19 protein-coding genes are annotated in these 18,103 nt (G+C 55.1%); all 19 read right to left on the bottom strand.

Going from position 1 to position 18,103, the window contains the following annotated elements:
- Window positions 1-4: 4 nt before the first annotated feature.
- Window positions 5-2,017, bottom strand: coding sequence for a heme lyase CcmF/NrfE family subunit (locus tag PSE_RS12095; protein WP_008549659.1), 2,013 nt, complete (start codon window positions 2,015-2,017; stop codon window positions 5-7).
- Between the two features lie 70 nt (window positions 2,018-2,087).
- Window positions 2,088-2,558 carry a cytochrome c maturation protein CcmE gene (gene ccmE, locus PSE_RS12090; RefSeq protein WP_083416531.1) on the bottom strand — a complete coding sequence of 157 codons (471 nt, stop codon included), beginning with the start codon at window positions 2,556-2,558 and terminating at the stop codon, window positions 2,088-2,090.
- Window positions 2,559-2,767: 209 nt separating this feature from the next.
- On the bottom strand, window positions 2,768-3,928 hold the full coding sequence (gene ccmI, locus PSE_RS12085) for a c-type cytochrome biogenesis protein CcmI (protein ID WP_014285130.1): 1,161 nt from the start codon (window positions 3,926-3,928) through the stop codon (window positions 2,768-2,770).
- A 138-nt stretch (window positions 3,929-4,066) separates the two neighbouring features.
- Window positions 4,067-5,533, bottom strand: a complete 1,467-nt coding sequence (locus PSE_RS12080; RefSeq protein ID WP_041768391.1) for a hypothetical protein — start codon at window positions 5,531-5,533, stop codon at window positions 4,067-4,069.
- 295 nt (window positions 5,534-5,828) lie between these two features.
- On the bottom strand, window positions 5,829-6,260 hold the full coding sequence (locus tag PSE_RS12075; protein ID WP_208989937.1) for an RT0821/Lpp0805 family surface protein: 432 nt from the start codon (window positions 6,258-6,260) through the stop codon (window positions 5,829-5,831).
- Window positions 6,261-6,485: 225 nt separating this feature from the next.
- Window positions 6,486-7,907 (bottom strand): ATP-binding protein, encoded by a 1,422-nt coding sequence (locus tag PSE_RS12070; protein ID WP_208998162.1) that lies wholly within the window; start codon window positions 7,905-7,907, stop codon window positions 6,486-6,488.
- Window positions 7,900-8,565: a response regulator transcription factor gene (locus PSE_RS12065; protein WP_037036840.1), complete on the bottom strand. Its 666-nt coding sequence runs from the start codon at window positions 8,563-8,565 to the stop codon at window positions 7,900-7,902. The genes PSE_RS12070 and PSE_RS12065 overlap by 8 nt, the downstream gene beginning before the upstream one ends.
- A 97-nt stretch (window positions 8,566-8,662) precedes the next feature.
- Window positions 8,663-8,956 (bottom strand): PepSY domain-containing protein, encoded by a 294-nt coding sequence (locus PSE_RS12060; RefSeq protein WP_208608714.1) that lies wholly within the window; start codon window positions 8,954-8,956, stop codon window positions 8,663-8,665.
- A 137-nt stretch (window positions 8,957-9,093) separates the two neighbouring features.
- Window positions 9,094-12,978 carry a glycoside hydrolase TIM-barrel-like domain-containing protein gene (locus tag PSE_RS12055; protein ID WP_014285125.1) on the bottom strand — a complete coding sequence of 1,295 codons (3,885 nt, stop codon included), beginning with the start codon at window positions 12,976-12,978 and terminating at the stop codon, window positions 9,094-9,096.
- A gap of 18 nt (window positions 12,979-12,996) precedes the next feature.
- Entirely contained in the window at window positions 12,997-13,437 is a 441-nt protein-coding gene (locus PSE_RS12050) for an NlpC/P60 family protein (RefSeq protein ID WP_014285124.1), read from the bottom strand.
- A gap of 2 nt (window positions 13,438-13,439) precedes the next feature.
- Window positions 13,440-14,327: a DUF2163 domain-containing protein gene (locus PSE_RS12045; RefSeq protein ID WP_014285123.1), complete on the bottom strand. Its 888-nt coding sequence runs from the start codon at window positions 14,325-14,327 to the stop codon at window positions 13,440-13,442.
- Between the two features lie 21 nt (window positions 14,328-14,348).
- Entirely contained in the window at window positions 14,349-14,993 is a 645-nt protein-coding gene (locus PSE_RS12040) for a DUF2460 domain-containing protein (RefSeq protein ID WP_041768389.1), read from the bottom strand.
- 210 nt (window positions 14,994-15,203) lie between these two features.
- On the bottom strand, window positions 15,204-15,749 hold the full coding sequence (locus tag PSE_RS12035) for a phage tail tape measure protein (RefSeq protein WP_014285121.1): 546 nt from the start codon (window positions 15,747-15,749) through the stop codon (window positions 15,204-15,206).
- Window positions 15,742-15,972 (bottom strand): phage tail assembly chaperone, encoded by a 231-nt coding sequence (locus tag PSE_RS12030; protein ID WP_014285120.1) that lies wholly within the window; start codon window positions 15,970-15,972, stop codon window positions 15,742-15,744. The genes PSE_RS12035 and PSE_RS12030 overlap by 8 nt, the downstream gene beginning before the upstream one ends.
- Window positions 15,969-16,337, bottom strand: a complete 369-nt coding sequence (locus PSE_RS12025; RefSeq protein ID WP_014285119.1) for a gene transfer agent family protein — start codon at window positions 16,335-16,337, stop codon at window positions 15,969-15,971. Before PSE_RS12025 ends, PSE_RS12030 begins: the two co-directional genes overlap by 4 nt.
- Before the next feature lie 8 nt (window positions 16,338-16,345).
- Window positions 16,346-16,762, bottom strand: a complete 417-nt coding sequence (locus PSE_RS12020) for a phage major tail protein, TP901-1 family (protein ID WP_014285118.1) — start codon at window positions 16,760-16,762, stop codon at window positions 16,346-16,348.
- Between the two features lie 24 nt (window positions 16,763-16,786).
- Window positions 16,787-17,197 carry a DUF3168 domain-containing protein gene (locus PSE_RS12015; protein ID WP_014285117.1) on the bottom strand — a complete coding sequence of 137 codons (411 nt, stop codon included), beginning with the start codon at window positions 17,195-17,197 and terminating at the stop codon, window positions 16,787-16,789.
- A complete protein-coding gene (locus tag PSE_RS12010) occupies window positions 17,181-17,519 on the bottom strand; it encodes a phage head closure protein (protein ID WP_014285116.1) in 339 nt (112 codons plus the stop codon). Before PSE_RS12010 ends, PSE_RS12015 begins: the two co-directional genes overlap by 17 nt.
- Complete coding sequence (locus PSE_RS12005; protein WP_041768381.1) at window positions 17,516-18,088, bottom strand: head-tail connector protein; 573 nt, start codon at window positions 18,086-18,088, stop codon at window positions 17,516-17,518. Before PSE_RS12005 ends, PSE_RS12010 begins: the two co-directional genes overlap by 4 nt.
- Window positions 18,089-18,103 lie beyond the last annotated feature (15 nt).

Raw genomic sequence — 18,103 nt, 5'->3', positions numbered from 1 at the left:
GTCATTACTCCGCCGGTGCTGCAGCTGTTGCAACGCCGCCAGCTTTGCCCTTGCGTTTGCGGGCAGATACCGGAGCACCAACACGCAAGCGACGATCAAAGAGTGCGATACAGCCACCAAGCGACATGATCAGAGTGCCGATCCAGATCAGCGTGATCAGAGGCTTGAAGTAGATACGTGTCACAATACCACCGTTCTCGTCAGAGTCACCTGTTGCGAAGTAAACCTGAGAGAAGCCGAAGGTTGCGATAGAGGTTTCACTCATTGGCATACCGCTGGCAACATAAGCGCGCTTGGATGGTTCCATCACGCCGACAACGGTATCACCATTACGGAGCGTGTAGCGGGACACGAGTTCCTGATAGTTTGGTCCGTCCTGGGTCCAGCTCTTTTCATAGGTGATATGGTAGCCATTTTGCTCCAGCGTTTCACCTGGATGCATCACTTCTACGTGCTCAGATTCAAAGGCCAATGTTGTGACGATACCAAGGACAGTAACGCCAAGACCAGCATGACCCAGAACTGTAGACCAGACGGTTGGCGTGAAGCCCTTGATACGGGACATGGCACGACCAAGGCCGATTTTGAACAGCTGCGAACGGTCAACGATTTCCCAGAGCGAGCCGAAGATTGCCCAGAACGCAAGACCGAAGCCAAAGGCTGTCATGATGCTTGTTGTGCTGGCACCCATGAACCAGACCAGACCGACAGTCGCAAGTATGGACAATACAAACGCGGTGGTCAGGCGCTGAGATACCCCCCATGCATCACCGCGCTTCCAAGCCAGAAGCTGACCGAAAGGCATCAGGATCAGGACCGGGATCATGATCGGGCCGAATGTCAGGTTGAAGAATGGTGCACCTACGGAGATCTTGTCGCCGGAGAACGCTTCCAGAACGAGTGGGTAGAGTGTACCCACAAAGACTGCCGCACATGCTGTGGTGAGGAACAGGTTGTTCAGGACCAGAGAGCCTTCTCGGCTAATTGGTGCAAACAGGCCGCCCTGACGCAGCAGTGGTGCGCGCCATGCGAACAGAGTGAGAGACCCACCCACAAAGATCAGCAGGATCGCGAGGATGAACAGGCCACGCGCCGGATCAACTGCGAATGCGTGTACAGAGGTGAGAACTCCGGAACGCACGAGGAAGGTGCCGAGCAGCGACAAAGAGAATGTCAGCAGAGCGAGGAACACAGTCCAGACCTTCAGTGCATCGCGGCGTTCCATCACGATTGCGGAGTGCAGAAGTGCGGTACCGGTGAGCCAAGGCATGAAGGATGCGTTTTCGACCGGATCCCAGAACCACCAGCCACCCCAGCCGAGTTCGTAGTAAGCCCAGTAGGAGCCCATGGCGATGCCGAGGGTCAGGAAGATCCAGCTTACAAGGATCCAAGGACGAACCCAGCGCGCCCAAGCGGCATCAAGCTTGCCAAGGATAAGGGCAGCTGCTGCGAACGCAAAGACAATGGAGAAGCCCACATACCCCACGTACAGGATTGGCGGGTGGATCGCCAGACCAACGTCCTGCAGCATTGGGTTCAGGCCGGAGCCCTGCATCGGGGCCGGGCTGATGCGCTGGAACGGGTTGGAGGCGACGATAACGAATAGCAGGAATGCGAAGGATACCCAGCCCTGCGCGCCGAGCGTTGCTGCTCGCAGGCGCTGCGGGATGTTGCTAGAGAACACTGCAACCAATGCGCCGAACAGCACCAGAATAAGCACCCAGAGAAGGATGGAACCTTCGTGGTTGCCCCATACGCCAGAGATCTTATAGATCAGTGGCTTATCGCTGTGGGAGTTCTGATAGGTGTTCAGAAGCGAGAAGTCGGAGGTCAGGTACGCCCAAGTCAATGCGCCAAAGGAAACGCAAGTCAAAAGGAACATAATTACGGCTAGGCCGGGTGCCATACCCATCAGACGGTGGTCTGATTTAACTGCACCCCACACCGGAAAGACCGACTGAACAGCCGCGACGACCAATGCCAGGATGAGCGCATAGTGGCCAAGTTCAATTATCATTAGGTTATCCTAGTATCCATTTGGCGCTGGATAACCGGCTCTTTCGGCAGAGCCGGTTTCTCGTAGTTTTTTAGTTTACTTTGGAAGTCTGCTCAGCCGCAGCCTGCTCTTCTTCCATCCAGTGGCCGTCTTCCTTCAGGGTCTCGTAGACCTCTTTCGGCATGTAGCTTTCATCGTGCTTGGCCAGAACGGTATCAGCAATAAAGACACCCTTCTCGTCCATGTAGCCTTCTGCGATGATGCCCTGCCCTTCGCGGAACAAGTCTGGCAGAATGCCTTTGTAAGCAACCGGAATAGCTTCGGCCTGGTCAGTTACGCGGAAATGGACGACTGAACCCCGGCTCTTGTCAACGGAGTCATCTTCCACCAGACCGCCAAGACGGATGCGTTGCCCAACTGCAACTTGCTGTTCAGCGATGTCACTTGGACTCTGGAAATAGGTCACGCTGCTGGAAAGTCCATAAAGAACCAAGCCGACTGCCGACCCCAGCACCAATCCTGCAAGACCAATAAGCCCGAGTCTCTTCTGTTTACGTGTCATACTCGCAGTTCCGTAGATACGTTGCCAACGATACGTATTCTTTTTCCGAAAACCGGTTCCCACTTTTCGGGAATACGCTGTAGTGCCTTTCGGCAGTTCATGTTTTGCAGCTCGTCAGAGCATCTTTCGATGCGCTGACTATTTGTTTCAGCATATCATTTTCCAAAAACCGGTAGCCGTTTTTCGGCGATATGCTGTAGCCGCCTGCCTTATTCGGCAGGGCTCAAGTTCAGGCTCGCGGCCAACTGGTCGATCTGTTCCAGAGCTTTCGCATCATCCTTAAGGTTCTCTTTGGCACGAGCTACCGCTTTTGTAGCTTCAGCCTGTTCACCCAGGATAATGCGGGCCTGTATCAGCCGTCCCCATTCGGAGACAGAACCGCCCTCTTCGTTCAGGCGTTCGTCCAGCTGTATAACCATCTGGCTGATCATCTCATTGCGATCTTCTGCACTCATCTGCGCAGCCGCTTCAACTTCTTCAGCAGAAGGTCCTGCTGGCTGCTCAAGTGCCGGGATCGCTTCTGCTTCACCAGATACCACGGCACCTCTTGCGATCAGTTCGTCACGCTGTGCCTTTGCAGCGTCCACCCAAGGAGCATTTGAATCTGCTGTCTTGAGCAGTGCATTCCAGGCGGCCAGCGCTTCGTTTATCTGACCCTTCTGACCCATAGCCATTGCCAGATAGTAGTAGGGTTGCAACATTTCAGGCTTGGCGAGATTGATCCGGCGCAAAACCTTTTCAACTTCTTCTGAAACCTGGCCTTCATTTGCAAAGATGCTTGCTTCAGCCCAACCTACCATCAGGTCGAGGTTCTCAGGGAACTGACTCAGTGCCTGCGCAAAGGCGCGGCGTGCTTTATCAAACTGGCCGGTACGCATATAAACAGGTGCAATAACTGCCCAGCCCTGTCCGTCTGTTGGGTTTTCTTTGAGGTGATCTTCTGTTCTTGCGATCAGAACTTCAAGGTCTGCCTCGCCGGTTGTCGCGGCCAAACGCTCAGCCCGTGGCTGGTCTGGGATTTCCGGAGAACCGTATTGTAAATACATACCTAGCGCAGCCAGAGGCAGCAGAACAACGGCTGTTAGCTGCACGGCGCGCAGGCGCATTTTGGAGGGAGCCTCCTGGTCGTCACCCTCGTTTTGCTTGTGTGCGGCCAACAGGCGGCGCGACACTTCAATTTTGGCGGCTTCGGCCATGTCCGGCGCGATGACACCGCGCTCGAGATCTTTTTGTATTTCTTCGAGCTGGGCGCGAAACACAGCTTCATCATTGCGCTCATCAGGATGAACCTTAGGAGAGCGAGCCAATGGAACGAGTACGGTCAATGCGACCGCCGCCGTCAAAATTGCGAGAACTAACCAGAATGTCATAGTGGCTTAAATAGACAGGTTCTAAATGTGAAAGGCAACAGTTCCCCCCCTGCGACGGGCAGTCGCACAAGCCATATACCCACAAAATACCTATGAAGTTGCACTTATTTTCTAAAAGACGCAGGCGCTACTAAGGGGTTAGGCCGCATCTTTCATATATGTCCGCTGCCTGCGAATGAGGTTCGCAGTGTCTTCCGGCTCCAATGAGATCTCGCTCATTGATATCAAACGGCTCAATTTTCTCGAAATTTCGCCATAATTCGGAAGGTTTTCGGTCTCGTTTTGCTCTTCTTTAGGAGCTGCCAATAGCTTCTCGGAATTGCGATCGATGAAGCGTTCGACATGATCTCTGGTTGAGCTCTGCAACTCGTTCAACCCAAGCACACCTGCATATTGTGAGGCTAACTTGGCGAGTTTTAATCCCCTCAAACATTTGTGATATGAGCGTTGAATCTGCTCAAAACGGAAACCACCTAGCAAATCGGCCAGATCAGGCTTGGTTTCGGAGGCGATTGCCTCTTCCAATAGAGACGGCAAGTTACGGATTTCATCACGTAGCAATCGGCATAAACGATTCTTTAGCTGAACCGCGCGCTGTTGCCACTGATCGCAAGCGTCAAAGCCTTTCAGTTCTTCCAGCTCTTCAAAATGCAGCAGACAGGCATTGGCAGCCTCTGGCAGGCCAACGATGGCCTCTTCTTCCAAGCGCCAGCCCTCAACAACTGACACGCTCTGCTCCAGTGATGACAATGCAAACTCGACAAAGGCGGCGTAGGGCGTGCCCATGACGTCTCGCAGTGTTGGTACTGCGGCCAGTGCCTGGGCAAGTTTCATCAGTTCAACAGGGGCTTCATCGAGACGAAGGAACGCCAATGCGGCAAGGTAGTTTACCTCGCTGCGGTTCTCTTCGATATGGATGCGCATGTTCTTCAGGTCGCTTCCCGAAGACATGGTCAGGATATCTTCAGCAAATGGCGGCGTGCGGACCATCACCTTTTCCCAGGCAGGCGCACGTTCAAGGATCACCAGCGCATCCCGGAAGAAGTCAAAGTTGACGTGGCCGCCGACCTTCCGGCGCAGCTTGGTTTTGATCTGGATATCCTGATCCGCTGTTTCCAGCTCTTTCTTAGCAGCAGCCACCAGCCTTAAGCGCAAACCTTCTGCGCAGGTGGAGATTGCCTTTTGGATGGTCTCGTGCGTGGCTGGCAGATCCTGATGCTGGCACAGCTCTTCCAGAGCGGAGACGGCCTCATTGAACTCACTGGAGAGCAACTCCTGCCTCATGTAAGCCCAGAGCGTATCCATCACAGAGGCATCAATGCGGCCCGGTTGAGGCGTGGTGAGCGGTGTTACGATCAGGAACGGCTGCAATGGGCTTAGGATTGCGCGCTTGAGCGGCGTATCAAGAGACAGCTTTTGCTCAGGGATATAAGAGGCTTCGCCCAGCAATCGGCGAATGGTGAGCAGCATGAGGTCGGAGTTGGGAACAGATTTACCGCATTGAAGCGAGTCTTCGACAGACCGTTCCAACATCCGCAGAGCAGGCTGAGACAAGGCGCTCAACACCTTCTCCATTTGCAATGCTTTATGGTTGACCTCGTGCATCCAAATCTCTCTGGTACTCAGCTTTACTCTGACCGGACAAACACACGCCCGGCTCTCAGTTCCTCAAAGCTCACTAGATCCGCTTAACGAGCTCTGGTTTCTTGTTTGAGCGCCTCTTCTTCCAAAAACGAACTTGCTTTTCGGAAACGCGCTCTGGCAGACAACAACCGCTAAAATTGTATTAGTTGATCAAAACTATCGGCGGAATTGCTTAATCAAATCTTGATAAGCGCGACTTTCCGCATGCGAAAGATGCGTTTCCTTCAGCTAAAAGCATATGGTTTGGGAAGTTGGATTAGTTCAGCGCAGCCCAGCGTTCGCCATCTTTACACGCAGCGCCTTTGATTACCTGCGTTTTTTCATCATAAGCGATGGTGTGCTGGAAATCGCGGCAGCGACGATCGTTGACGTAATATACTGGACCGGACTTCACAGTGCCCTGCGCGCCAGAGAATCGGTTGCGCCAGACAACCTTGTTGCCTGCATCGGATGCGTTGAGGGCTTTGCTTTGTGCTTTGTAGACGGTGTCCAGATCACCGCTTCTGAGCAGCTGTTTCAGCTGACCTTCAGTCGCACTGTCAATCGCAGCATGGGCCGCTGCGTTCTGCTCACTGTCAGAAGACCAGAAACCGAAGATAGATGAGGAGGAATCATCGGCACTCGCGCTGGTGACATGGTCAGATGTAGCGCAGCCAGCTAAACCGCCAACGACTACAGGCAAGACCATCAGTTTTTTCCAGTTTCGCACCAACATGCATCCTCATTGTCGCTTCTGCGACTTATCAGTTTTGCAGAAAGGAACTTTTGTCCTTTCCAAGGTCTCTCGGCAGAGGCCTCAAACCAAAGCAGCGCCATTAGCTTGAAAACACTTACTTCGAGCAACCCCTTAAAACACAGTTACACTTACTATCAGTACTGTTTGAAACAGATGCAACCCCTGCCCCAAATCAGTTCAGATTGTCAGAGACGGCAAGATCACAATTGCTTTCAAGCCGCCTAAATCACTATCGCCCAGTTCAAACGAACCACCGTAAATCCCTGCAATGTCAACAATTATGGACAAACCCAAACCTGTTCCCGGTACGGTCTCATCCAGCCTTTGACCTCTGCGCAGCGCACGTTTTTTCTCTTCAGCACCCAGTCCCGGCCCGTCGTCTTCTACGATCAGACTGATAAGTGACGCAGAGGAATTGTTGTTTTTCAGCGTCACTGACACTTTTTTATCACACCACTTGCAGGCGTTATCCAACAAATTCCCAAGGATTTCTTCCAGATCTTGCTGCTCACCGCGGAACAACAGAGTCTCATCCATATCGACCGTGATTTCTGGCTGTTTGTCACGATGGATTTTCTCCATCGCCCGTGCCATGCGTGTCACCACAGGAGCGGCTTCACAGGACACACCAATCACACGGCGCTGTGCCGCCATACGTGCCTTTTCCAGATAGTGCTGAACTTGGCCCCTCATTATATCTGCCTGCTCGGAAACCTTCAGAGCGAGTGGTTCATCTGAGCTTCGGGCTTCGTTGGTAATGACAGACAGAGGCGTTTTCAGGGCATGAGCAAGATTTCCAACCTGAGTTCTGGAATGTTCCACGACTTCTCGATTGGAATGGATTAAAGCGTTGAGTTCAACGGCAAGCGGTTTCAGCTCTTTTGGCAGATCTTCCTGAACTTCCTCTTCTTTTCCCTGACGGACGCGGCCCAGACTTTCCTGAAGTTCTGTCAGAGGACGCAGGCCGAAGCGGACCTGCAGGAAGATAGCAGCAACGAGGCCAAGGCCCAGAACGCCAAGGGTGATCGCAGCCTGCCAAGCAAAGGACGCCGTGCTCTCACCCAGTTCTTTCGTGCTGCCTGCCACCGCAATTGTGACAGGTTGAAGTCCACCAAACTGGATACGCTTTTGCAGCACACGTAACTCACGGCCAGCGGGACCGATAATGTTACGTGTCAACGCCAGCTCACCGTTCATGGGTTTTAAGCTGAGCGTGTCACCAAAGAGCGAGTCGCTTTCGTAAAGGACTTTGCCGTTGCGCTGGACCGTCCAGTACCAACCGGAAAGCGGCATAGAGAAGCGTGGGTCGCCGATGCGGCGCAGGGCGGAGTATTTCTGTGCCTCGTCAGCAGCAAGCGCACTGACGATTGCTGTCATATGCACTTCAAGGCGTTCATCGAGCGCCTTTTCACCTGCTTCACGGAACAGAGCAACGAGGATGGCACCCGCAACAACCAAGCTGACCAGCGCCCACAAGCCAGCAACAAAAATCAGACGCCATGCTAATGACGCCTGCTGCTTCTTGCGGATGTAACCGATCACGTTCCAACTTAAGGAAGCTTGCGACTGGTTGCTGTCTGGGCTGGTCTTATCAGGCATCTTCTTCCTGTAACCTGTAGCCCAGACCACGCACGGTCTCGATCAACGAACTGCCAAACTTCTTGCGCAGGCGGCCTACAAACACTTCGATGGTGTTAGAGTCGCGATCAAAGTCCTGATCATAGAGGTGCTCGACCAGTTCGGTTCTGGAGATCACTCTGCCTTTGTGGTGCATGAGGTAGGACAGCAGGCGGAACTCGTGAGAGGTGAGCTTCACGGACATGCCGTTTTTCGTCACCTTGCCTGCTTTGGTATCCAGAACAATGTCACCGATTGAAATCTCGTTGGAAGCCAGACCGGCAGCACGGCGGACCAGTGCCCTCACCCGCGCCAGCACTTCTTCCATATGGAACGGCTTGGCAACGTAATCATCAGCGCCTGCATCAATGCCCGCGACCTTATCACTCCAGCGGTCACGGGCTGTGAGGATGAGGACTGGCATGGAGTGACCGTCCCGACGCCAGCGTTCCAGTACACTGAGGCCATCCATCTGCGGCAGGCCAAGATCCAGAATGACAGCGTCATAAGGTTCGGTATCGCCGAGGAAATGACCTTCCTCGCCGTCATATGCTTTGTCGACAACGTAGCCAGCGTCTTCCAACGCTTCGCATAGCTGTCTGTTCAAATCGCGATCATCTTCAACGATCAACATTCGCATAAGAGGTACCCCGCACCAGCATTCAGGCTTATATCGCCGTTTAAATTCGTTCAAATTCGGGCAGAAAAATCTCTATCCAGAGTTCTTCGCGGCGCAGTTACAACCGGCGCCCTGTTCGTGCATCCAATGTCACTTGTGAGACATTGCCGTTGTTGAGCACGGAGAGCACATAGACCAACCCACCGCCTCGCTCACACAGCTTGGCTGAAAGGATCTGCCCGTTGACCCGCAAGGAGCCGAGCGGGCGCGCCTGACCGCTGGCGACGGCTTGCCGGGTCTGGCTGGAGGACAAACACGCTGCCTGCGCAGGTGCAGACCAGGTGAAGACCGCTGTCGCCAAAGCCAATGCCATCAATGAGCGAGATAAGAGGTTGTGGAGTTGGTGTCTCATAAGGCGTCTTCTAACCGGCACTGGCTGAACCTCACATGAACGAGGTGTTATTTATTTCAAAACAAAGACCTAGCAGATTCTCTAGGGTCTGTGATGTTTCTTGGCTTGCTTTGCAAATAATCCGGTAAAAGCACTTGTTAAAGTGTTACGCTTGCCAAGCAATCTGCAGTTGTCCCCAATCCGAATTTGGTCGATTTTTGAACAACTTCGCAGGTCAAAACATGTGTTCCGGCCCCCAACATCTGCAACAGATCTGCTTTCGGAATAACGAGCTGTTCTGTTGAGGTTTCGTAGGTTTGCAGAAGGACTTGGTCCGTTTCACCCGCAGGTTTGTGCGAGATCTTGAGGGAAAACGCTAGTTTATCTTCCTGCACCGGGATATCTGACGTGGCCCAACTGTCCCCTTCCCACCTTGTTCTGCGTATCCAATTGAGAGCGAGATCGTCGTTCTCCTGAGCGGTTGCTTTGAAGTGAACGGAGGCGAAGGGCTTCAGTGCGGTTTGCCCTCCTTCATGGCTCAGGTTCACCGCCCATTTGAAGCCCAATGGCTTCCCGGCTGGGACTATACGATATGAGAGCGCCACGCCTGCCTTGTCACTGGTCCATGGCAGCTTGGGCAGGGATTGATTGAGCAGGATGAACTCAGCATTTGTGGGAGCAGAGATCCCGACAAGGTGCTCGGTGCCCAGCTGGCCTCTGAGCAACTTGCTGAGTTTGTAGGTCATGGGTGCGACCAGCTCTGCATTACAGAACTGTATCACCTCCCATTGATCACCTTTGCGAACTGCACAGGCATTTGCTCCTGCCAGCACATCCAGCAGTTTGCGGCTTTGCATTTGCCCGCCATAGAGGTTCACGATGATTTCGGAGGCCGTATCCCAACGCCAACATGGGCCGCTTTCAAGTGGTGCCTGCAATGTGCCCATGACAGCGGGTTCTGAGACTTGCATCAGAGGCGTGAACTCTTCTCCTGAACTGGAAGCATAGACTTGGTAAGCGCTGGGCCAGTTGCCGTTGTAAATAGCGATGATAGGGCTGCCGTCATCAGGGCCTTCGCTGTGGAACCGGGGTAAGTCTAGAACGCGGACAATCGGCGGGCCTGAGGTGGTGTCGTTAAAGGATGGCTGTGCAGTGTTGTCCGGACTGGAAGCGATGGTGACTGCTGGTTCCCCAAGGAGCCGGATGGCTTGCACATCCATATAAGCACCTGAAGAGACCTCGGTGATGCGGCATTGGATTGCCGTGTTGCCTTCCTTCAACAGCTCACCCGGCAACTCGATAATATCGCCCGGTTTCAGATCAATGTTGTTCATGGCAAGTTTGAACTGGAGGGTTTCGCGATCCAGCCAGAGTGACTGGTGCATCTTGTCGACGAGTTTTCGGGCCATCGTCAAGGATGTAGTGATGGGGAGCTGAAGGGTTGAGGTGCGGCGGTCCATGCCTTCCAATCGGCGGGATGTCACCACAAGGGCTTCGAAGTCGTTGTTGGGGTCCATTCCCCGCAAGCGCAGCTCTGCGGGTAAGTCGCTGCCATCGTTGCGGTTTATGGAGTTGTATCCCTCCTCTCCTTCGTCAGCCTCCAAAAGATCGCCAAGGCCTAGTTTGCCGTTTTGTGCGGTCGCCGCGTATTTGGGGAGAACCGCCAGATGGGTGCCGCGATCAACGGCAATGCCGCCAGTCAATTGCAGGATGGGTGTGAGAGCAGATCGCAGTGAAGTTGGGCCGGAGACGGTCAGGCCTTCAATGGTTTCTCCCAGTTCTGCGATTTCAGTGAGGTCTTGTGTATGGCCGAAGTCATCACGCATGGCGCGGATGAGACCAGAAGCAGACAATGCTCCCAGTCGTCCTGTGAGCCAGTGGCCGAGCTGCCAATTTTGACCGTCTGCCCAGATATCGGCATAGGTTGGGAACTCGGGATACGGACGAGCGTCCCATGTCCAGAGGAAGGTGTTGTCAGCCTCTACCATGTTCCCCGCATACAGGCTTGAAGTTGGGTTGTCGCCCTGAGGCCAGTCGGGGTGATCCTTGCCCCAATAGCTGAGGCTTGCTTCCAAAGCGCGGCGCTGGACAAGGTCGTCCTGCTGTCCATTGGAGAAGTGCGGCAAAGCACTTTCTGCGGACTTGGGATCTACAAAGACATTGGGCTGATTGGTGCCTTTATCGACAGCAGGAAAGCCGAGCTCTGTGAACCAGATGGGTTTGGACTGCGGTGTCCATGGGGTTGGCGTTGCTTGTTCGCTGTTCCCAACACGTTCGAAGTGCTGGTTTTGCCACCAGTTTTTCAGGTCTTTCTGTCGGAACACCCACGGTTTGTTGTGGGCGCCATCCGTGATGGGGCTGCGGGTTTTGGAAGTACGGTCTTCATCGCTTGCGTAGTACCAATCGTAATATTCGCCTGAAGCTACTCCTGCTCTCACCTCACTCAGCTCGTAGCTGGACTGGGTGCTATCTTCCTCTCGTAAGTCCGTGAGTGGCAGATAGTTGTCGATGCCGACGAAATCTATATCTGCATGTCCCCACAATGGGTCGAGCGGGAAACGCAGGTCGCCGGATTGTGGGCTATAGCTAGCGTACTCGCTCCAGTCTGCGGCATAGGAGAGTTTGGTTTCAGCACCGATGATCTGCCGGACTTCAGCTGCCAATGCTTGTAGGTGATCCACGAAAGGGAATGAGCCGCCCCCTGCCCAACATTGGGTGAGGCCGCGCAGTTCTGACCCGATAAGGAAGGCTTCCACACCGCCTGCCGCTTTAACCAGATTGGCATAGTGCAGGATGAAACGGCGAATGCGCCAGTCGTTGCCAGTGCCGACAAAGGCATCTATCTGCGGGGTGACAGCGCTCGTGCCCTGAGGCGTTCCAGACTGGCCTGCTGCGATATCTGAGGTGATACGTCCGCGCCATGGGTAGCTGGATTGCTTGGCGGCACCGTAGGGGTCAGGCAGCTGGTTATCTTCAGGGATGTCCATCATGATGAATGGATAGAACATGACCTTGAGGCCCCGGCGCTTCAGTTCCTTGATAGCTTCTGTGACGGAAGCGTCTGAGGGTGTACCACCGTAAGCTGGTCTATCGTTGATGCGGGAGACCTCCGGCACCTCGGAGCGGTTCAGGCCTGCAACACTCCAGTTTTCGGGCAGGTGCTGGGTGGTCTGGTAGGTCACTTTGGGCTGAATGGCGCAATGAGAGGCGCGCAGGTCATCACCAAACCATGAGACAACCAGCGCCACGCTTTTCAGGTTGGGGCACAGGGCCTGCAGCTCATCCAGAGAGCGGACCAGATCGGTTTCCTCACCCTTACCGTGTCGGTTCACACTGCGGGTGTTGCCGGGGGAAATTTCTTCAATGATCTCCTGCGGATGATAGGCAAACTCTCCTGCGCCGGGGATGAGCGTGACAGCTTTGATTTGTTGTTCCAGTGGCTCAATGGAGCGGAGCACCTCGAAGGAAAGTTGCGGGATGCGATTGCCAAACTCAGCCAGCGGCAGGCGTTCAAACACAACATAGGCGGTTCCTTTATAAGCTGGTGCTGTGCCCTGCTTGGCCTCAATGAGCGGATCGGGCTGTTGGTCTTCAGCTCCCAGATAAACGCGCATGTTGATTGAAGAGGTGTCCAGCTGCTTGCCATTGGCCCACACGCGGCGAACAGTGGTGATGGGGCCTTCGCACAGGGCAACGGCGAAGTTGGCAAAGTAGCTGTGGCTGGTCACGGTGGTGGAAGAGCCTGTTGACTTGCCGCCCTGCTTTTCTTCGGAGACCACTTCTTCCAGACGCGTTGCCCAGATGATGTTTCCGGTTACACGGACGCGGCCATAGACAAAGGGCAGCGAGGCGCCTTCGGCGGCGGTTTGCAGTTGCAGATCGCCCAGTTTGCCGACGGAGACCTCCCGGTCTTGTCCGAATATCTGCTGATCGATCCATGCGCCGCCCAACGCGCCCAGTGCTTGTCCGGCTATGGCTCCAATGGGGCCTCCGATTGCACTGCCAACAGCTGCGCCAACATTTGAGAGCACCATTGTTGCCATGGCTTTGTCCTTTCCAGATCAATCAGTTGGGAAAAATGAGAAATGCCCTGCAATCTTATTGCGCCACATGGGTACCAGAGGGCTTTCAACCACGCCGACCGCTTCATAGGCGTGCAGGAAGTGTTTTTTGTCGCTCATGAGGCCGAGGTGTTTGCATGGGCTTTGAGGCGCCCAGCGGAACACGATAACCTCTGTGGGTTTTGGCTGATGCAGCGGGCCTTTCACCTGGTGGAGATATCGGTGCGCAGCTTTGAGCAGCAGGTCTTCTCCCTTCAGCTCCGCCCATTCCGGGGCATAATCAGCGGGGACAGATGGCTCTGAGCCATGCAGGAAGCGGTAGAGGCCGCGGATGAAGCCGAGACAGTCGCACCCTGCTCCTTTCCGGGAGGCCTGATGTTGGTATGGGGTGCCGATCCAGCAGCGGGCTTCTCGCAGGAGTGCTTGCGGATTTTGCTGCATGTTCACCCCACCAGCTTTTCGCCGTTGTTGGCGGCGGATTGAGTTTCAGGGCCTTTGAGGATGAAGTCATTGCCGGGCATGTGCGGGAAGCCGCGGAAGCTGTTGGCGTTTTGGAACTTTGCCTGACACGTGCCCCAGCCTTTGTCGCAACCAGCAGAGATGTTTGCTGTGATGGGATAAGTTTGCTCAAGCACCAGCGGCGCCCAAAGTGTCAGCTTATGTTTGCTCTGCTCAATGGTGTGGCTGGCTATGCGTAAAGGATGATTGGCGTAAGCGCCGGTTTGGAACACGAGTTTACCGAAAGACCACCAGCCTGTGGCGATGTCGGCATTTCCTTCGATGATCAGCCGATTGGCAGTGTCCTTGCCGATGATATTGACTTGTCTCGTATAGGTGGCAGTGTTCAGATCAATCCCGCATTTGAGATCTCCCAGATCTGCGTGACATTGATGGGAGAGTTGTCGGCCTTTGGGCTCAGAGAGTTTGGCGGCCAGTGAACGGAACTCGGCGCGGAAAACGTTGGTATCTCGCGTGACTTCGCCCAGCGTGCCACGACGCAGAAGCTCGTGTTGCTCCGGGTTCTGCCAATTAACCAGATAGACCTCGACCTCTGCACTGTCCCAGAGGCCTGCACCTAGATCTTTTTCGCTCAGGCTTTCTGAAGAGAGGACGCCCAGTGCTTCTTCCTGTCCGGCCTGAAAATCTGACTGGGCCATGGCCTGCGACCCATCCAGCCCGAACCCTGGCTCATATGTTTTACCGAGCAGCATGATGGGTTGATCATGCGTGGTAAAGCCAAGGCTGAGGCCGGAAGACGCTGTTAGTCGCCAGCAGTAGGCCACAGTGGTGCGTTCACCGTTCAGGTGTTCTTTCAAAGCAGCGTTGAACATGAGGATACTCGCGAGATTGAGTTAGCTGAAGAGTTCGACAAGCGGGATGGATGGCACCTGCCCGGCCTCAAAATGCAGGAGGTTGATTTCCAATTGGTCGCTCTCAAAACGGGCTGGCGTATCGAACAGGAAGCCTGCGGTAACCACCTGATGGTTGGTGGGAATGTGGCCAGCCTGAAACTGAAGAATGCCTGTCAGCGGATTGAGCAGGACGTCACTGCCGACAGTTTTCAGTTGACCATCAACGGCGACTGAGAGGGTTCCGGCCACTGGCTTGGTGATCTTGCGCTGCCATTCCACACCAGCTGCACCTACCTGTTTGATCAACTGGAACGCTGCGGTGGTGCCATCTCCGGTGCCGAGGGTGACGTCGGTTGCAGAGGGTGTTCCATCAAATGCACAGGATTTATGGTCCATGGGGTCACGGAATCTGAATCCACACAGGCGACCGCCTACTTTTTCGAAGAAGGAGAGGACGCGGTGCAGGTCTGCTGCGCTTCGCAAGCCGGTGCCTACATCAAAATGCCGTTGCGTTCCCTTCCAGATGGCGTTCCGCGTTTCGGCGCCATTGAGTAACCGTGTGACCTGACTGCGTTTTTCTACTCTGACAGAAGCCCCTAGGGAAATTCCAAGTGGGAATGATTCATCAACAAAACTTGGTGGCATTTCCCCCTCCTGTTTGACTTGGCTCAAGGCTGCCCCCCAACGAAGCATCTAATAGGTTTGACATGGGAAAGTTGTTTGCGTGATTTGCGCAGGCCCGTTGTTCATGCTCCTCCCTCTTTGCAAAGCAACGGTTTTTTCCAAAAAGTTTGCTACCACCGTCCGGTAGCAAAACAACGTCGGTCCTTGAGTCCCTCCTCTTCAATGCCGACGTCATAGCCCGCGTCGCCCCCGTCCGGTGGCGCGGGCCATTATCATCGCAATCTGTCCCTGAGATCTTTCAAAGCTGCGCACATCCTGTGTTGCCACGTTTATGGTGACGCTGGGTTGATTGCTGCCTGCGTTCATGGCAACGCCAAGGCGGCCATCGCTGCCTCGCTGTAAAGGCAGGATTGCCTCTGCGCCTGCCTCCCCCATCAGGCCCAATCCGGTGCTGCCTGCTGCAAACATGGTGGGACTGGAGACCACCCCGCCTTTTGCAAAGGGCGTGATGCCAGTTGCACCGCCGGTAGCTGATGAAATGCCGGCAGAAAGCAGGCTTTCCAGTGGCTTTAAAGCACTATTCAGGGCAGAGCTGGAGAGGTTGAGCGCGACTTGTGACAGGATGGATTGCAGATCCTTGCCAGAGGTGACAGCGGTTTGCAGGCCTTTGCTGAGTTCGGAGGAGAACTCTTTGGCCAGTGCGTTGACCTCCTGCATGGTTGCTTCCAGCTCGCGGGCATCTTCCACGTTCAGCGGTTCGTTGAAACTATCAGTCATGAGGGTATGGTTCCTGTTCATCGGGGAACTGGTGGAGCAGGTCCTCCAGCGTGCTACGCGAAAGGGTGCGCGCTGCCTGATTGCCCGGTGGGTTTAAGGCCATTTCCAGCTCTTTTGGTGTCGCCTGCCAGAATGTGTGTGGCGACCAGCCCAGCTCACGGCAGGCTTTATGCAACAGCTCATGCCACGGCAGCAGGGTGTTGGTGGTACTCTGCTGTTTCACGATTGAGCTTGCTTTGATGTGGCCTCTGCCTGCTGCGGGGAGAACGTGGCAACGAGCAGTTCGCCTGCCAGTTTAGCTAGGGCTGCTACACCGCCTTCGTGCGAGAGTTCAGCGACTTCCTCATTCTCTATTATGAGGCCACCTCCGCGCAGGCCTGCCCCCAGCACTTTGATGATGTCAGCGGCTTTTAACTGAGTTGATGTGAAGCGCTCTGTCAGCTGCTGTAGGGAGGTGCAGTTGAGTGTGTCTTCCAGCTCTGCCAGTGCGCCGAGTGTGAGCACCAGAATGTGCTTTTGGCCGCCAAGTTCTGCGAGGATTTCGCCGCGTCTGTGGTTGGCGCCCCGGCTATAGGTTTTCGATGACATTGTGTTCCTCAGGTCAGCGGTGTGAAGGTGAGTTCTCCGGCAGATTCCAGCGAAATCTCGAAGGTGACTTCGGAGCGGTAGTCGCCGGAATACTCCAGTGCGGAGAGGTGGAACGGGCCTTCCAGGGTGCCAAAACCGGGCAGGATGATCTGCCAGTTCCGCAGCTCTGCGGCAAAAAAGGCGGTGCGGACTTTTTCTGCCGAGGCTTTATCGCGAAACAAGCCACTCCCAGAGAGCGATGCATGGCGGGTGGAAGCGCCTGCCAGAAGCTCTCGCCAGCGGCCTGTGCTTTCCGCATCGGTGATATCGATAGGGTTTGCGTTGAGGGCGAGGCGCCGCGAGCGCAGGCCCGCCACGCTTTCAAAGGTGCCTGTGCCTGCTGTATCCAGTTTCAACAGCAGGTCTTTTCCGGCCTGTGCGACCATCTGTTTTCCTTTCAGGTGTTGGCTTTAATCTGAGTGCTGCAGCAGGACGGAGAATTTGATACGCCCGTACCATGTGCGGCCATCACTCAGACGGCGGCAGCTGGTTTCGGTCATGGTCAGGCCTGCTGCATCCGTACCTGCTGCTGGTGTGATCCCTGTCTCTAACAGCTCGTTGAAGATCTGCAGGATTTCCTGAGTCTGGGCACGGTCCGGATGGCGGGAGTAGATGCCGATGGAACAGGTGAGCCTGCTGCCCTCGTCCAGATGACCTGTCAGCAGCTGTGTGGTGACGGCTTCCAACGTGGCGTAGGGCAACGTTGCGCCTCGTGGTACGCCGTCAAACACACGTAGAGGATCGCCCAGATAAGGTTTGAGCGATGCTTTGGCGTGGATGGCCTGAAACAGGGCTTTGCGGAACTCAAGCTCCCCCATCATCGCCCTCCTCCTGCTCACAGAGGATCTGCATGAAGGCATCTTGCTCTGAGTTTGGAAGGATCGCTTTGACCCTCAGGCTCAGCCCGTCCCGCTCAACGCGCCAGCCCTCTGCCACATCTGTGCGGCGGCGGAGGGTGATGGTGAGTGGGTAGGAACTGGCGATGCGGCCTGCTGTTGTGGCCTCTGAGCTGGTGGAAGCTTCCACCTGCCCCCAGACCATGGCGACTTGCTGATAGCTTCGGGTGACGGAGCCGTCTGTGCCGTTGGTGGTTTCAGGGCGGAGTAACAGCAGCGGCTCGTTGAGTGTGCCTGCTGCTCTCATATTCTGAGGACCTTGTAGGGGGACAGAGCAGCCTCAAAACCGTGGGGCATGAGGCCTGTGAGGCGGGTTTCTTCCAGCATGGTGCGGCGCTCATACCAGAAGCCGACCAGCATCAGGATCGCGGTTTGCAGACCCGCAGGAACAGACGTTGCCGCTGATCCGTAGCCAGCCTTGAAGTCGATCTCGATGCCGTTGAGATCCCTCAATGGCCCAACCGCTCCTGCCTTGAAGCGCAGGCGGGCGGGGTTTCCTGCCAAGTCCACCTGATAATCCGAGGCAGGCACCTGATTTTGGCTGCCTTCCTTGTCATAGGTGTAGACCTGCAGGATTTCCGCGACCGGGGCGACTGGCAGGCGGATCAGGCGGTCTGGTGGCAAGTCATCCAGCAGCAGCCGCCATTCCTGTTCAATGAGAGCCCGCCGTGTGAGTGTCTCCACCTGTTCCCGCGCAGCTTTGATCAGACGCCCGATCAAATTATCCTCGTGGGTATGTGACACCCTGAGCTGTGCATGCGCCTGGGCGAGCGAAACCGGCTCCAGAGCCGGTGGCACTGTGAGTATAGCCGTCACGGCGGCCCCTCCTCT

The sequence above is a fragment of the Pseudovibrio sp. FO-BEG1 genome, assembly GCF_000236645.1.
GTDB lineage: Bacteria > Pseudomonadota > Alphaproteobacteria > Rhizobiales > Stappiaceae > Pseudovibrio.
Note: the sequence above shows the minus strand (reverse complement) of the source record. Positions and strands in the feature narration are given on the sequence as shown.

Excerpts from the sequence above, each read along its gene's own strand:
- PSE_RS12065 (WP_037036840.1), bottom strand. The coding sequence starts at position 8,565 with ATGCGAATGTTGATCGTTGAAGATGATCGCGATTTGAACAGACAGCTA.
- PSE_RS12060 (WP_208608714.1), bottom strand. The coding sequence starts at position 8,956 with ATGAGACACCAACTCCACAACCTCTTATCTCGCTCATTGATGGCATTG.
- PSE_RS12040 (WP_041768389.1), bottom strand. The coding sequence starts at position 14,993 with ATGCCACCAAGTTTTGTTGATGAATCATTCCCACTTGGAATTTCCCTA.
- PSE_RS12025 (WP_014285119.1), bottom strand. The coding sequence starts at position 16,337 with ATGTCATCGAAAACCTATAGCCGGGGCGCCAACCACAGACGCGGCGAA.
- PSE_RS12010 (WP_014285116.1), bottom strand. The coding sequence starts at position 17,519 with ATGAGAGCAGCAGGCACACTCAACGAGCCGCTGCTGTTACTCCGCCCT.
- ccmI (WP_014285130.1), bottom strand. The coding sequence starts at position 3,928 with ATGACATTCTGGTTAGTTCTCGCAATTTTGACGGCGGCGGTCGCATTG.
- PSE_RS12020 (WP_014285118.1), bottom strand. The coding sequence starts at position 16,762 with ATGGTCGCACAGGCCGGAAAAGACCTGCTGTTGAAACTGGATACAGCA.
- PSE_RS12095 (WP_008549659.1), bottom strand. The coding sequence starts at position 2,017 with ATGATAATTGAACTTGGCCACTATGCGCTCATCCTGGCATTGGTCGTC.
- PSE_RS12045 (WP_014285123.1), bottom strand. The coding sequence starts at position 14,327 with ATGTTCAACGCTGCTTTGAAAGAACACCTGAACGGTGAACGCACCACT.
- PSE_RS12050 (WP_014285124.1), bottom strand. The coding sequence starts at position 13,437 with ATGCAGCAAAATCCGCAAGCACTCCTGCGAGAAGCCCGCTGCTGGATC.
- PSE_RS12035 (WP_014285121.1), bottom strand. The coding sequence starts at position 15,749 with ATGACTGATAGTTTCAACGAACCGCTGAACGTGGAAGATGCCCGCGAG.
- PSE_RS12070 (WP_208998162.1), bottom strand. The coding sequence starts at position 7,907 with ATGCCTGATAAGACCAGCCCAGACAGCAACCAGTCGCAAGCTTCCTTA.
- PSE_RS12075 (WP_208989937.1), bottom strand. The coding sequence starts at position 6,260 with ATGGTCTTGCCTGTAGTCGTTGGCGGTTTAGCTGGCTGCGCTACATCT.
- PSE_RS12015 (WP_014285117.1), bottom strand. The coding sequence starts at position 17,197 with ATGATGGGGGAGCTTGAGTTCCGCAAAGCCCTGTTTCAGGCCATCCAC.
- PSE_RS12055 (WP_014285125.1), bottom strand. The coding sequence starts at position 12,978 with ATGGCAACAATGGTGCTCTCAAATGTTGGCGCAGCTGTTGGCAGTGCA.
- ccmE (WP_083416531.1), bottom strand. The coding sequence starts at position 2,558 with ATGACACGTAAACAGAAGAGACTCGGGCTTATTGGTCTTGCAGGATTG.
- PSE_RS12080 (WP_041768391.1), bottom strand. The coding sequence starts at position 5,533 with ATGCACGAGGTCAACCATAAAGCATTGCAAATGGAGAAGGTGTTGAGC.